The organism is Arcobacter venerupis (assembly GCF_013201665.1).
Taxonomy (GTDB): Bacteria; Campylobacterota; Campylobacteria; order Campylobacterales; family Arcobacteraceae; genus Aliarcobacter; species Aliarcobacter venerupis.
This window is the reverse complement of the sequence record NZ_CP053840.1, coordinates 1,546,079-1,560,028: the sequence shown is the minus strand read 5'-3', so window position 1 is coordinate 1,560,028 and position 13,950 is coordinate 1,546,079. Positions and strand designations below refer to the sequence as shown.

The window sequence follows — 13,950 nt, the reverse complement described above, 5'->3', positions numbered from 1 at the left end:
CTGTTTTAAATCTATATGTATTGGATTTTATACTTCAATAAATAATTTAAAAATCTTAATTAATAAGGTAAAGTTGATACTTTAATTTCAACATTCTCATAACAATTATTTTTAAGTAAATCTTTAATTTTACAAATAATTTTATCTTTATCTTGAATATTTGTCCCTAAAGTGATACTTTTAATCGGTAATTTTAAATTGATTTTTTCTTCTGAAGGAGAAAGTTTTCTTGCTATATCAGTTGAAGTATAATATGTTTTTTTTGTTCTTTCATCACTTCTTTTATTTAAACATTCTCCGTAGTACTCATTTATAAATTCATCATCTTTTCGATACAGCCATCTTACTTCTCTCTCATCTTTATAACTATAATGTTTAAAAAAAGATAATAACTCTTCCATTTTATTTTTAAAGAATATCTTTATTACTTCTTTTCTTTTATATTTTGTTATTAACTCATTTTTATTATTAAAAGTATCTTTACTCATATCAATCCATTTTTCTGAAACGTTGAAAAGATAAATACAATAATCGACAATTTTCCTTTGTATTTGATCATCATAAATTACTGGCATTAATTGTAGTAGTTGATCATCACTATACCAAAAATTATTATCAATGTTAAAATTAGAATCAAATTCAATTGAGACTCCTTGAGAATAGTCTGAGTATAGATTGAATAAAGTTCTACATTCGGATTCATAAGAAAAACATGTAAGAAAAAAACTTAAATTTTTAGAAAAAAGTTTTTTTGAGATATTAATATCATTTTTATCATATTTACTAAATAAATCAAATCCAAGAACAATTTCTATAGAATCAGTCTGTGCAGTATATTCAGTAAGCCATAACTCATTTGAATTTAATATTGAATATAAATTATCAAGTTTAGTATAATGATAAATTGATTCAATAATATTCCATTTATTAATAACATGTACTTCATTAACTATTATATTTGATATAGAAGGAAATAAATCATCTTCTTTTAACCAAATGTATTTGTAATCATTTTCAATACCTTTAAATTTCTTACGAGTATATAAATGTTTAATTTCTTTCGTAACTTTTTTATCTTGTATTTTATATTCAAAATCAATAAACTTATCTTCTTTTATTCCATTTTCACAATTAGGATATGGACAAGGTAAATTTTTACGTATATAAATATCATTATGTTTATTACATTTATTATAATGCGTAGTAGCATATATTTCAACTAAATTATTATCCATTTTTACTCTCTAAATTATATTTATTTAATATTACTCAACTAAGCTCTTTTATATCTAAATACATCCAAGTAGAATTTTTTTGAGGAATAAAACTAAAACCAAATTTTGTATAAAAATCAACTAAATCTTTTTCTTGATTTAATGGCTCTAATATAATATATCTTATGCCAATAGTATTAGATAAATCATTGATAATTGCTAATATTTCTCTAAATAGTTCTATTCCTAAAGTATATTGATTTGGTTCACAAAGATATTTTCTAAATTTATTATTTAAAATTAAGTAGTCTAAAATAGCGGATGGAATTTTACTACCATTTACATCTATATTTCCTACACTAATTGCAAAAAATCCTAAATTATCTGTTACTTCTTTTGATTTATCTTTTACTCTATAAAGTTTTGTATTTCTATTTAATGCTTGTTTGAAAGTCGATTGGAGAAGTAATTTTTCTTTTTTTGCCCTTTTTAAATCTTTATCATAAAACTCTATAGGATTAGCAGAAAGAAATTTTTTATTTGTTTTTAATGTATCTAAGGAATAAGGTGATAATTCTAGTTCCAATTATATAGCTTTAATTGAAAGTTTTTTATCTTTTATTCCTACAAGTAATGGATTATAATTTATTATTTTCTTTTCCATTTTTTTTAAAGTCTTTTTATCTATAGTAGGAAGTGGTGATTCTGTAACTTTACCTTTACCAGTAATTCTAAATGACACTTGATACTCCTTTTTTAATATTGTGAAAATTATAACACAATATGATTTTTTTAACAAAAAATATCAAAAATTACATATTAGTAACCAACTCTATTTACTATTTAATAGATTAAATTTATTTATAGTAAAGATTAGTTAGAATAGCACCCTTAAAAATAATGTAACCATAGGATAGATTTATGAGTAAAAAAGATATTAAAAAAGTAGTTTTAGCGTATAGTGGAGGTCTTGATACTTCAATTATTTTAAAATGGCTTCAAGATGAATATAACGCTGAAGTTATCACTTTCACAGCTGATTTAGGTCAAGGTGAAGAGGTAGAACCAGCTAGAACTAAAGCAATAGCTTGTGGTATTAAACCTGAAAATGTTTTCATTTTAGATATTAAAGAAGAGTTTGTAAAAGATTATGTTTTCCCTATGTTTAGAGCAAATGCAATTTATGAGGGTGAGTATTTACTTGGAACTTCAATTGCACGTCCTTTAATTGCAAAAAAATTAATTGATATTGCAAACCAAACAGGAGCAGAAGCTGTTTCTCACGGAGCAACTGGAAAAGGAAATGACCAAGTTAGATTTGAATTAGGTGCATTAGCATTAAGACCTGATATTAAAGTTATTGCTCCTTGGAGAGAATGGGAATTAAATTCTAGAGAAAGCTTACTTGAGTATGCTAAAAAAAATGGAATTGAAATTGCTCAAAAACACGTTGATGAAAATGGTAATCCAAAAATCAGCCCATATTCAATGGATGCTAACCTTTTACATATCTCTTATGAAGGTTTACATTTAGAAAATCCAAATAATGAGCCAGAAGAGTCTATGTGGTTATGGACAACAGCACCTGAAAAAGCTCCTGATGTTCCTGAATATTTAACTATAACATACAAAAATGGTGACCCAGTTGCTATTGATGGTGTTGAAATGACACCAGCTACATTACTTACAAAATTAAATGAGTATGGAAATAGAAATGGTATTGGTAGAGCTGATATTGTTGAAAATAGATATGTTGGTATGAAGGCTCGTGGTTGTTATGAAACTCCAGGTGGAACTATCATGTTAAAAGCTCACAGAGCAATTGAATCAATTACACTAGATAGAGAAGCTGCTCACTTAAAAGATGAGTTAATGCCAAGATATGCTAAGTTAATCTACCAAGGTTATTGGTTCTCTCCTGAGCGAGAAATGTTACAAGCTGCTATTGATGCAACTCAAAAACATGTTGAAGGAAATGTAAAAATTAAACTTTATAAAGGAAATGTAACTGTTATTGGAAGAGAATCTAAAAAATCTTTATACAATGATGCTTATTCAACTTTTGAAAAAGATGAAGTTTATAACCAAAAAGATGCAGAAGGATTTATTAGATTAAATGCTTTAAGATTTATCATCGCTGGTAAAAACCAAAACAGAAACTAATATTAAGGTGGATTTTCCACCTTATATTAAAAAACCTCTTTACTTCCCTTATTTTCACTCTTATTTAATTGTAACTCAACTGTAATTGTCTCTTAAATGTAATCTTTAATAAATAGAATTGTTCACCTTACTAATGGATGAATCATGGATTATTTAAACGATTTAGAAAAAATCATTAACATCAACTCATATACAAAAAACAAACAAGGTGTAGATGAAGTTGGTTCTATAATGTCTAAATGGCTAGAAGAATTAGGCTTTAAATTAACAACGTACGAAAAAGAGCAAATAGGTAATCATCTGCTATTCTCCTCCTCTAAAAAATCTGGAAAAAAAATCTTACTCTTAGGTCACAATGATACTGTTTTCCCACCAAACAGTTTTGAGGGATTTTTTCAAGATGAAAAATGGGTTTATGGACCTGGTGCTTGTGATATGAAAGGTGGAAATATTGTTGCACTTCAATCTCTTCGAAATATTTTTAAAGAAAATAATAAAATATATAATATAGATTTTTTATTGGTTTCTGATGAAGAAACAGGAAGTGATGACTCAAAAGAGATAACAGCTTTACTTGCATCAAATTATGACTACTGTTTTGTTTTTGAAGCAGCTGGAGCTAATATGGAAGTTGTAACCCAAAGAAAAGGTGTTGGAACTTTTACAATTACTATTGATGGCTTAGCAGCTCATGCTGGAAATCATTATGATAAAGGAATTGATGCTAATTTAGAAGCTAGTTATAAACTTCAAGAGTTAGTAAAACTTACAAATTTAGAACTTCAAACAACTGTTAATGTTGGAAAAATAAATGGTGGAATTGGTGCAAATACAATCTCTCCAAAATGTGAACTACTTTTAGAAATCAGATACACCACCAATGACGAAAAAATAAGAGTTCTAAACGCCTTAAATAAAATCACAAATACTTCTTATGTTAGTGGAACTATTTCAACTCTTACTGGCTCAATCCAAAGAGATGTAATGCAAGAAAATACAAATCAATTAGAATTCATAACTCAACTTGAAACTATTACAAACTCTAAAATCTTAACTGAAAAAAGAGGTGGTGTTAGTGATGCAAATATAGTTGCAAGTTGTGGAGTTACAACACTTGATGGTTTTGGGCCTTTTGGTGATGGAGATCACACTATAAAAGAGAGAGCTTTAAAAAGTAGTTTTGAGTCAAGAATAGAGCTGATGACAAAAATCTTAAATCATTTTCAAAAAAATTCATAAAAAGGGGACAAAGTGGCAAAAAGAAATATTGGTATGTGGTTATATCAAAATAGTGGTGGAGAGCAAATCCAAAAAAAAATGATTAAATTGTTAAAAGAAAGAGATATTGATGTTCTTGCAAATGTAAATTTAAAAAATGCTATTGCAAAAAATGGTCATATTATTTATGAGATGAAAGATAAAAATGTAAAACTTGATAAATTAGATCTGTTTTTTTCTTACAATGCAGGAGAACAAACTCCGTATCAAGTCTACTTGTACAAAGCCCTAAATAGAATCATTCCAATGATAAACTCTTATGAAGCCTTTGAGTTAAGTGAAGACAAATTTCAAACTTCATTTTATTTGCGAAAACATGGAATAAGAACAGCTGATTATAAACTTTGCCACAGCAATGATACTCATAGATTAAATACTATCATGAAAAAATGGGAGAAAATGGTATATAAACCTGTTGATGGTTGGGGAGGAATTGGAGTTACAAAGATTGAGAATGAAGAAGCATTAAATATGTTAATTCCTTTTTTAAGCCAAATAAATCTTAAGCATTTTTACGTGGAAAAATATGTTGATTATGATAACACAGATTATAGAGTAGATATTGTTGATGGACAATATGTTGGCTGTTATGGAAGAAAAGCAGCAACTGGACATTGGAAAACAAATGTAACAAGTGGTGGAAGTGTATTTTTAAGAGAAGCAAATGATGAGATAGTTAATCTAGCAATTAAAGCTACTAAAACTTTAGGATTAGATATTGCTGGTGTTGATATTATTTTTGATAGAAAAAAAGAGGAATATATAGTTTTAGAAGTAAATGGAATTCCTGCTTTTGCAACTCCAGACCAAGAAAAAATGGGCTTAAATTTTAACGATAAAAAAATAGATTTAATCGTTGATTTAATAGATAGGAAAACTATTAAAAAGGAAAATGAAAAATGAAAAAATTACCAAAAATAGGATTTTTATATTTAGATTTTGTATTACAATTCTTTAACAAATCTAATTTCAAAGGTTGGCCTGACAAAATAGAATCTGTTACATATCATTGGAAAAATGATAAAAAAAGATTTATTGAAGAGGTAAAAAGAAAAAAAATTGAAATTCTAGTTGGGAATATTCCAGCAACTGCCTATGAAACCTTTGTAGAAATATCAAAAGAGTTGCCAAATGTAAGATTTGTTCCATCTATTGAAACGCAATTTTCAAATAAATCTAAAGAAAATGTTACCCTATTTTGTAAAAAATTTGATTTAGCAATTCCAAAAACAAAAATATTTTACAACCAAGAAAAAGGTTATAAATATTTAAAAGAGAAAGCCTCTTATCCACAAATCATCAAAAGATCTTATGGACCATCAAATTATGGTGGATATTTTGTGCATAAAGCAAACAATTTCAAAGAAGCAAAAAAACTTCTTGATGAGAAAAAATATAATCCAATATATACTCAAAATGCTATTGATTTAAAAGATTCTGGTGATATTAGAGTAATGCTTATTGGTCATAAACCAATTTGTGCCTTTTGGAGATATTCAGGTAAAAATCAATGGATTACAAACACTTCACAAGGCGGTTCAATGTCTTATGAAAATGTTCCAATGAATGCTCTAGAATTAGCTGTAAAAGCCTCAAAAGCTGCAAAAGCTGAATATTGGGCTTGTGATATTGCTATTTGTGCAAAAACTGGAAAAGCTTATATTTTAGAGTGCGCAACTGCCTTTGCAGCATTTCCATATATTAGAGATTGGATTTGTCAATATTTAATGTGGGATTTTTCAAAAGGAAGATTTAGCAAACCTCATATTCCCCTATTCTCTTGGGAAGAGTTAGGAAAAATTGATTCAAATTTATTAAGAACTCTAAGACATATTGGCTTTAGTAAATATACAGCTAGTTATGATGGAGAATATTTTATCAATGATAAAAAAGATACCTATGAAATGGAACTGGCACTTTTATCAGATGAATCAGATATTCCCCAAAAACCAGAAGATTGCATGCAATTAGAAGATAACAAGATTTATACAAAAGAGAAAATATTTGAAATAAATAAAATAAATTTCAATAATGCAACACTAACTGATTTAATGACTCTTTATGGAATGGAAGAGGATTTAGCTTTACAAATTCAAGAGTATCTACAAGACAATATAATCACTGATAGTTCTGATTTATTAGAACTTGAAGCCATTGATGAGCAAATGCTTAAATCTTGGGATAGAAATATTGATGATATGAGAGTAGACATAAATAGAATTGATAAAGATAATTTAAAAAAAATAAAAGGTATTGGTAAAAAATTAGCAAAAATAATCTCTGATTATAGAGAAGAACATGGATATTTTAAAGATATAGAGGATTTAAAAAATATAGAAGGAATTGGAAAAAACAAATTTGCCCAATTAAAATCCCGATTAAAAATAGGAGAATAAGTTCTTGAAAAGATTATATAGGTCATATAGTGAATCAACGAACATTTTTAAAGAATTGGAAGCTAAATATCCTAATTATTTCAAAATTGAATCAATAGGTAATACTTGGGAAAAGAGAGAGATAAATCTAATTACCATTTCAAAAAATATTAAAACAGCTGACTCAAAACCTGCTTTGTTTTATACAGGAACTATTCATGCAAGAGAGTGGATTGGTCATGAATTAGCTATTGAGTTTGCAATATATGTATTAAAAAATCTTGAAACTGACCCTACTTTACAAACCTATTTAAATGAAAGTACTGTTTATATGGTTCCTTGTGCCAATCCTGATGGTTATGAGTATTCAAGAAAACACTTCTCTTTTTGGAGAAAAAATAGAAGACAAAATGCTGATGGAACTTACGGAGTTGATTTAAATAGAAACTTTCCTATAGGTTTTGTAAAATCAACTGCTACAACTTCAAATGTTTATGGAGGACCTGAACCATTTTCTGAACCTGAAACACAAGCTCTTAGGGATTTTGTTTTAGCTCACTCAAATATTACAATAGCTTTAGATTATCATAGCCAAGGAAATGTATTTTTCCCAGCCCACGATTTTAGACATGAAGATACCATTGATACAACAGATATGAACACTCTATGTGCGAATATGGCTGAAGAGATTAGAAAAATATCAGGTCGAGAGTATGGAATACATCAAGGTAAACCACCAGCAAAATTAATCTCAGGAAGTGGTAGAGAGTTTTATTATTCAAATGGCATTATTTCATCTGTTGTTGAGGTTGGAACTAGAAACATAAGTGATTATATGGAAGATATGAATGAAAATATTAGAGAACATATTCCAGCACTTATTTATGCCCTAAAAGAAGTTGATAATTACGATAAAAACAATGTTATGAGAAGGGTTAACTCTTTTAATGCAACAGAAATTGGCTCAAATCATGTAAATCTAAAATGGGATTATGAATTAAACGAAGATATATATTTTGAAATTTTTAGAAGTACAAAAGATAAACAATTTTGCAATAGTTCAAATTTAATCACAAAAACTCAAAGCTTAGAATTTAATGATATAAATCTAAGTTCAAATAAAGATTATTATTACAATATCAGAGTTGTAAATAAAAAAACAAACCAAAAATCACCCTTTTATCCACAAATAAAAATCCGTACTTTAATAGAATATGATGAATATAGTAGAACTTACTTTGCAAATGCAAAAGGAACTGGATATGTGGCAGAAAATCTAAACAATAATCCTAGTCACTTTGGAGTAAACTCACTATTTGTAGGAGTTGATGATAATAAGGGAATTTCGTACGCAGTCATTTCAATAAATGTAAAATCACTTCCAGCAAATGCAATAATAAAACTAGCTTCAATTAATTTATATCCAATAAATAGAGTCTCAACAACTATTGAAAAATATGGAGAATGGAACATAGGACTTGTAAACCAAGAAACCATGGGAGATATTACAAATTTTGATGATGTAGATAATATGCAAATAATAAGATATGTAGGACGTCCAACTGAGTCTCATCAACTAACCCAAGGAATTTGGAGAAATTGGATTCTTTCAGGTTTAGAGTGTAATGATTTAAAAAAATCAATCAAAAATGACACTATAGTTTTAAGGGTTGAAGGTCCAAAAGAGCTAAGAATTGGAAGAACAAAACAGATGATGCAATGGGATATTGGTTATGGTTCATTTGGTTTTGGATTAGCGTATAGACCAAGATTAGAATTAACTTATACAATAGAGCCAACAACTACAACTCTTTATGCAAAATCAATTAAAACGGTTAGTAAAGCTGAGGTTATAGATGATGTTATAACAGCTGGTTTTGATGAAGAGGGAAATAAAATATATTCAACTTTTCAGTTTAATTTATCGTCTCTTCCACCATACAATGACACCATGATTACAAAAGCCTATTTTGAGTTAAACTCTACAAAAATCTATATAAAAGATGATATTAGATTTCACTTGGAGTTTGTAGATGAAAATATCAATAAAAATTTTGAAGATATTACAAATAGAGAAGTAATTCAAAATATCGGTTATGATGTGAGTGCCACAGAGTTAAAAAACAATCAAACTCAATATTTTATGTTTGATACATTTTCTGAGATAATTTTAAATGAAAAACTAAAAAGTAAGTCTGATATTTCATTTGTTTTAAAACCAACATCAGCTGTAAAAATCATAAAAAATAAAACAGTTTCGTGGGAAGTATCAAATAACTCTTTGTGTCCAAAACTTATCCTTGAACATATTCCAAAAAGAAGATTTTCCGTTGAAAAAGTTACAAATGCAAAATTATCTCTAGAAAATGGAAAAATAAAAATCTCTTGGACAAATCCTAAAAATCCCGATTTTAAAGGTGCAAAAGTAATAAAAAATCCATTTAGAAAACCTCTATCTGCTCAAGATGGACAAAAACTTTATGCGGGAGTTGATGAGTATACACTTGATGATTTTGGAGCAACTGATATAGATAAATATTATGCAATATTCACCTATGATGATGTGCCAAATTATTCCCAAGCTGTGATTTTAGAATATGTTCCAAAATAGAAAATCCTTTGCTATAATAAATAAAATAAGCTAAGGAGAAAAGCTATGATTTTGAAATTTAAGAACTTTTACCCTGATATTCATGCAAGTGCTTGGGTTGCACCAAGTGCTGATTTGATAGGTAATATTGAAATTGGTGAAGATTCTTCAGTTTGGTTTGGTTGTGTAATTAGATCAGATGTAAATGAAGTTAGAATTGGTAAGAATACAAATATTCAAGATTTATCATGTATTCACACAGATACAAACACAAAAACAATAATTGGTGATAATGTAACTATTGGACATAAAGTTATGCTTCATGGTTGTAAAATAGAAGATAATTGTCTAATTGGAATGAGTGCTACAATTTTAGATGATGCTGTAATTGGTGAGGGAAGTATCGTTGGGGCAAATTCACTTGTAACATCTGGCAAGGTTTTTCCACCAAGAAGTATGATTATGGGAAGTCCTGCAAAAGTTGTTAAACAATTAACTCAAGAAGATGTTGATAAACTAATAGCTCATGCTGCTCATTATGTAGAATATAAAAATAATTATAGATAAAATTCATTTTTTAATAATAGGTTTTAAACCCTATTATTTTTTATATTTTTTTATAAAAATCTTTGATATGTTTTGATTCTCCTAAAAAAACCAATATATCATCTTTTTTTACTTGATGTGAAGGGTTAATTTCCATTCTCCAAATATCATCAGTTTTATAAGATATAATTTTTAAATTTTTAAATTCTGATTCAATTTCAGAGATTTTTTTATATATAAAATTTTCGTTAGCAACTAATTTTATCATTTTTATAGTATTACTAACATCTATTTCTTCAACTGACATATTATCAATAAGTTTTTTGACTAACATTCTTCCTGCAATTTTTTCAGGATAAATAACTTTAAAAGCCCCTATTTTTGTCAGGATTTCTCCATGAGTAGAGTTTATAGCTTTTGCAATAATTCTTTTATTATTTAAATCTTTTAAAGCCATAACAGTTAAAATACTAGCTTCTATATTTTCCCCAATACTTACAATTACTGTATCTAAATTATAAACACCTATCTCTTCTAAAGCTTGTTTATTTATACTATCAACAATATAAGCATCATCAACATATTCACTTATTTCTTGAATTCTTTTTTCATCATTATCAACTGCAATTACATTTACATCTAATCTTGATAAACTTTTTGCAATATAAAATCCAAATCTTCCTAAACCAATAACTGCAATCGTTTTCATATAACAATCCTTCCAACGGGGTATTTAAAATGTTTTGTTTTTGCTTTTCCAAGTAATATTAATCCAAAAGCAAAAACACCTAATCTTCCTACAAGCATTAAAATAATCATAATACTTTTTCCAAAACTGTCAAATTGTTGTGAAAAACTTAAAATATCACCATTACCTGTTGAAACTCCAACTGTTCCAAATGCTGAAACTACTTCAAATAAAATTTTTAGAAAAGGCAAATTTTGTGTTTCAACTAATACCAAAGTAGTAAAAAGCACAAGAAAAGATGAAAAAATAATAATTGCCAATGCTTTATTTATAACTTTTTGTTCAATCGTTCTTTTAAAAATATTTGGTTCTTGATTACTTCCTTTTAAAATATAAATAACTGTAATTATCAAAATAGCAACAGTAGTAATCTTCATACCTCCTGCTGTACCTCCTTGTCCAGCACCTATCATCATAAATAACGTAGAAAAAAACAATGATGATTCTTTTAATGAAGCTAAATCAATACTATTAAACCCACTTGTTCTAAAGTTTACTGATAAAAAGAAAGCATTTAAAATTTTGTCATAAAAACTTAATTCTCCAAAAGTTTTTGGATTATTCCACTCTATTGATAAAAATAACAACATACCAGAAACTATTAAAATAATAGTTCCATAAATCATAATTCTTGTATGAATAGTGAATCTTTTTGAAAATTTTCTATTTTCATAAATCTCAATTAATACAAAATATCCTAAACCTCCCAAAATTACTAAAAAACAGATTGTCAATAAAGAAAAAGAATCACTTTGATATGAGATTAAACTATCAGTAAAAAGAGAAAAACCAGCATTATTAAAAGCACTTATACTATGAAATATCCCAAACCAAAGGGCATCCATAAATTCATATTTATCAAGAAATTGAACAGTTAAAATAATTGCACCAATAAATTCTATAAATAATATGAATAATACAATTCTTTTTACAAAACTAATAACATGTAGACTTGGTAAATCTAAAGATAACTTCATTGCTCTTTTTTCATCTATATTTAATTTTTGTTTAATAAATAAAAAAAAGATTATTACCAAAGTCATATACCCAATTCCACCCATTTGAATAAGAGCTAAAATAATAAACTCTCCCCAAAAAGTGAAATTTTCTGAAGTACTTGTTACTATTAATCCAGTAACTGTAGTTGCACTGGCTGATGTAAAAAGAGCGTCAATAAATTTTAATTCACCAATATGGCAAATAGGTGATGATAAAATTATTGCTCCAATAAAAATAATTAAAACATAACCCAAAAATATTGATTTTATATATTTATGTTGCATAAAATTTCCTACAATTCTTGATTGCAACTAAATCTATAACCAATACCAGATTCAGTTTTTATATATTTTGGTCTTGTAGAATTTTCTTCAATCTTTTTTCTTAAAGTATTTACATAAGTTCTTAAATATTGCATTTCATTTTGATAACCTGTTCCCCAAACTTCTTGAAGTATTTGTTTATGTGTCAAAGTTTTATTTGTATGTAACATAAAATATTTTAGTAATTCGTACTCTATTGGAGTTAATTTTAGATTTTCACCTTTTAATAATATATTTCTTGAAGTAATATCAAGTTCTAATTCATTACAAACAAATTTACTATTAAGTTCCGTTTCATCACTGATTTTTCTTCTTAAATTTGCTCTAATTCTTGCTAATAACTCATTTACAGAAAAAGGTTTAGTAATATAATCATCAGCCCCTGCATCTAAAGCAGCAACTATCTCTTTTTCATCATGTCTTGCTGTTAAAACGATAATTGGAAGTTTTGAGATTTCTCTAATTTGTTTTATTAAATCCTTTCCATCTCCATCACTTAAACCTAAATCTACTATTAATAAATCAGGATTGTGACTCAAAAACATCATTAATGCATTTTTTTTACTTTCACTTGAAATATAATTAAACTCATACTCTTTAAAAGTAATTTCTAATAATTTTTTAACTGATAAATCATCTTCTATTATATGTATTAAATGTTGTTTCATAATAATTTTGCTCTCTTTACAATTGGTAACTCTATTTCTATCAAAATGCCATTATGTTCAGGGATTGCTTTAATATCACCATTGTGAAGTTTAACAATACTTTTACAAATAGCTAAACCTATTCCACTTCCTGAAATGTCATTTGTATCTTCAAATCTATAAAACTTATCAAAAATATTTTTTATTTTCTTTTTATCAATATATTCTGTTTCATTAAAAACTTTTATTTTTATAAAATTGTTAAAATTTATTATTTCGAAATATATTTTTGTATCAGGTTTAGAGTATTTAAAAGCATTATCAAGTAAATTAATAATTAACTGGGTAAGTAAGGTATTATCTCCCCAAAATAGACTAAGTTCGTCAATTTTTATTTGAAGTACTTCATCATTTTGTTTTTGTGAAAACTCATTTAATGCAACACCTACTATATCTTCAAAATCACACCACTCTAGTTTTAAATCAATATTTCCACTTGATAATCTTGTACTATCTAAAATATTAGTAATAAGTCTTTTCATTCTTAAAGAAGCATAATTTATATCTTCATAAAGATTATATTTGCTTTTTTCATCAAGATTATCATTTGATAATATTAAATTTATACTTCCGTGAATCGAAGAAAGTGGAGTTCTCAAATCGTGAGAAATAATATGTAATAAACTCTCTCTGAGTTCGTTTTGTTTTGTTTGTGTATTTAAATTTTTTGCTTGAATAGTAATAATCCAACCAACAATTCCAAATATAAAAAAACTCCAAACATAAAGTTCATTATGAACTGAAAAACTGTAAAGAGGAGGAATATATAAAAAATTTAGAAAAATAACACTTAATAAAGTCATAACTAAAGTGGCCTTAATATTTCCATGAATTGCCACAACGATAACTGGAATTATGTGTATCAAAGTAATATTTATAATATCTAAAGAACTTCTAAAAACATGACTAATAAATGTAATTATTAATAGTATTCCCAAAGCTTTTAATATATAGCTATACTGCTTGTATTTAATTAAAAAATTTTTCATATCAAGCTTTTGGTAATT

Annotated in this window: 13 protein-coding genes; 6 read left to right on the top strand and 7 right to left on the bottom strand. The window is 26.9% G+C overall.

Annotated features, from left to right (window positions below; genetic code table 11):
* Positions 1-59: 59 nt before the first annotated feature.
* Genes AVENP_RS07705 through AVENP_RS07695 form a run of 3 tightly spaced genes read right to left on the bottom strand, consistent with a single transcriptional unit; the run spans position 60 to position 1,956 of the window.
* Positions 60-1,235: a DUF2971 domain-containing protein gene (locus AVENP_RS07705; protein ID WP_128358483.1), complete on the bottom strand. Its 1,176-nt coding sequence runs from the start codon at positions 1,233-1,235 to the stop codon at positions 60-62.
* 34 nt (positions 1,236-1,269) lie between these two features.
* A complete protein-coding gene (locus AVENP_RS07700; RefSeq protein ID WP_128358484.1) occupies positions 1,270-1,800 on the bottom strand; it encodes a hypothetical protein in 531 nt (176 codons plus the stop codon).
* Positions 1,801-1,956: a hypothetical protein gene (locus tag AVENP_RS07695; RefSeq protein WP_153802233.1), complete on the bottom strand. Its 156-nt coding sequence runs from the start codon at positions 1,954-1,956 to the stop codon at positions 1,801-1,803.
* 179 nt (positions 1,957-2,135) lie between these two features.
* Between AVENP_RS07695 and AVENP_RS07690 the strand changes: the two genes are divergently transcribed.
* The 6 genes from AVENP_RS07690 (at position 2,136) to AVENP_RS07665 (ending at position 10,187) form a co-directional block, all read left to right on the top strand.
* Positions 2,136-3,377 (top strand): argininosuccinate synthase, encoded by a 1,242-nt coding sequence (locus AVENP_RS07690; RefSeq protein WP_128358485.1) that lies wholly within the window; start codon positions 2,136-2,138, stop codon positions 3,375-3,377.
* A gap of 144 nt (positions 3,378-3,521) precedes the next feature.
* A complete protein-coding gene (locus AVENP_RS07685; RefSeq protein WP_128358486.1) occupies positions 3,522-4,616 on the top strand; it encodes a M20 family metallopeptidase in 1,095 nt (364 codons plus the stop codon).
* A gap of 12 nt (positions 4,617-4,628) precedes the next feature.
* On the top strand, positions 4,629-5,558 hold the full coding sequence (locus AVENP_RS07680; protein WP_128358487.1) for an ATP-grasp domain-containing protein: 930 nt from the start codon (positions 4,629-4,631) through the stop codon (positions 5,556-5,558).
* The gene (locus AVENP_RS07675; protein WP_128358488.1) at positions 5,555-7,051 is read left to right on the top strand and encodes a helix-hairpin-helix domain-containing protein; all 1,497 of its coding nucleotides are present in this window, start codon (positions 5,555-5,557) and stop codon (positions 7,049-7,051) included. Before AVENP_RS07680 ends, AVENP_RS07675 begins: the two co-directional genes overlap by 4 nt.
* A gap of 4 nt (positions 7,052-7,055) precedes the next feature.
* Positions 7,056-9,641 (top strand): M14 family zinc carboxypeptidase, encoded by a 2,586-nt coding sequence (locus AVENP_RS07670; protein ID WP_128358489.1) that lies wholly within the window; start codon positions 7,056-7,058, stop codon positions 9,639-9,641.
* A gap of 45 nt (positions 9,642-9,686) precedes the next feature.
* Positions 9,687-10,187 (top strand): gamma carbonic anhydrase family protein, encoded by a 501-nt coding sequence (locus AVENP_RS07665; RefSeq protein ID WP_128358490.1) that lies wholly within the window; start codon positions 9,687-9,689, stop codon positions 10,185-10,187.
* A 40-nt stretch (positions 10,188-10,227) separates the two neighbouring features.
* Here the strand turns inward: AVENP_RS07665 and AVENP_RS07660 are convergent, their stop codons facing one another.
* From AVENP_RS07660 to AVENP_RS07645, 4 genes are read right to left on the bottom strand one after another with little or no spacing between them, the layout of a single operon-like run.
* Complete coding sequence (locus AVENP_RS07660) at positions 10,228-10,875, bottom strand: potassium channel family protein (protein ID WP_128358491.1); 648 nt, start codon at positions 10,873-10,875, stop codon at positions 10,228-10,230.
* A complete protein-coding gene (locus AVENP_RS07655) occupies positions 10,872-12,197 on the bottom strand; it encodes a TrkH family potassium uptake protein (protein ID WP_128358492.1) in 1,326 nt (441 codons plus the stop codon). The genes AVENP_RS07660 and AVENP_RS07655 overlap by 4 nt, the downstream gene beginning before the upstream one ends.
* 8 nt (positions 12,198-12,205) lie before the next feature.
* Positions 12,206-12,904: a winged helix-turn-helix domain-containing protein gene (locus tag AVENP_RS07650; protein ID WP_128358493.1), complete on the bottom strand. Its 699-nt coding sequence runs from the start codon at positions 12,902-12,904 to the stop codon at positions 12,206-12,208.
* On the bottom strand, positions 12,901-13,932 hold the full coding sequence (locus AVENP_RS07645; protein WP_128358494.1) for a sensor histidine kinase: 1,032 nt from the start codon (positions 13,930-13,932) through the stop codon (positions 12,901-12,903). Before AVENP_RS07645 ends, AVENP_RS07650 begins: the two co-directional genes overlap by 4 nt.
* Between the last annotated feature and the right edge of the window lie 18 nt (positions 13,933-13,950).

Bases quoted from the DNA above. Each gene is read 5' to 3' on its own strand.
- AVENP_RS07705 (WP_128358483.1), bottom strand. From the start codon at position 1,235: ATGGATAATAATTTAGTTGAAATATATGCTACTACGCATTATAATAAA.
- AVENP_RS07690 (WP_128358485.1), top strand. From the start codon at position 2,136: ATGAGTAAAAAAGATATTAAAAAAGTAGTTTTAGCGTATAGTGGAGGT.
- AVENP_RS07685 (WP_128358486.1), top strand. From the start codon at position 3,522: ATGGATTATTTAAACGATTTAGAAAAAATCATTAACATCAACTCATAT.
- AVENP_RS07675 (WP_128358488.1), top strand. From the start codon at position 5,555: ATGAAAAAATTACCAAAAATAGGATTTTTATATTTAGATTTTGTATTA.
- AVENP_RS07665 (WP_128358490.1), top strand. From the start codon at position 9,687: ATGATTTTGAAATTTAAGAACTTTTACCCTGATATTCATGCAAGTGCT.
- AVENP_RS07660 (WP_128358491.1), bottom strand. From the start codon at position 10,875: ATGAAAACGATTGCAGTTATTGGTTTAGGAAGATTTGGATTTTATATT.
- AVENP_RS07655 (WP_128358492.1), bottom strand. From the start codon at position 12,197: ATGCAACATAAATATATAAAATCAATATTTTTGGGTTATGTTTTAATT.
- AVENP_RS07650 (WP_128358493.1), bottom strand. From the start codon at position 12,904: ATGAAACAACATTTAATACATATAATAGAAGATGATTTATCAGTTAAA.
- AVENP_RS07645 (WP_128358494.1), bottom strand. From the start codon at position 13,932: ATGAAAAATTTTTTAATTAAATACAAGCAGTATAGCTATATATTAAAA.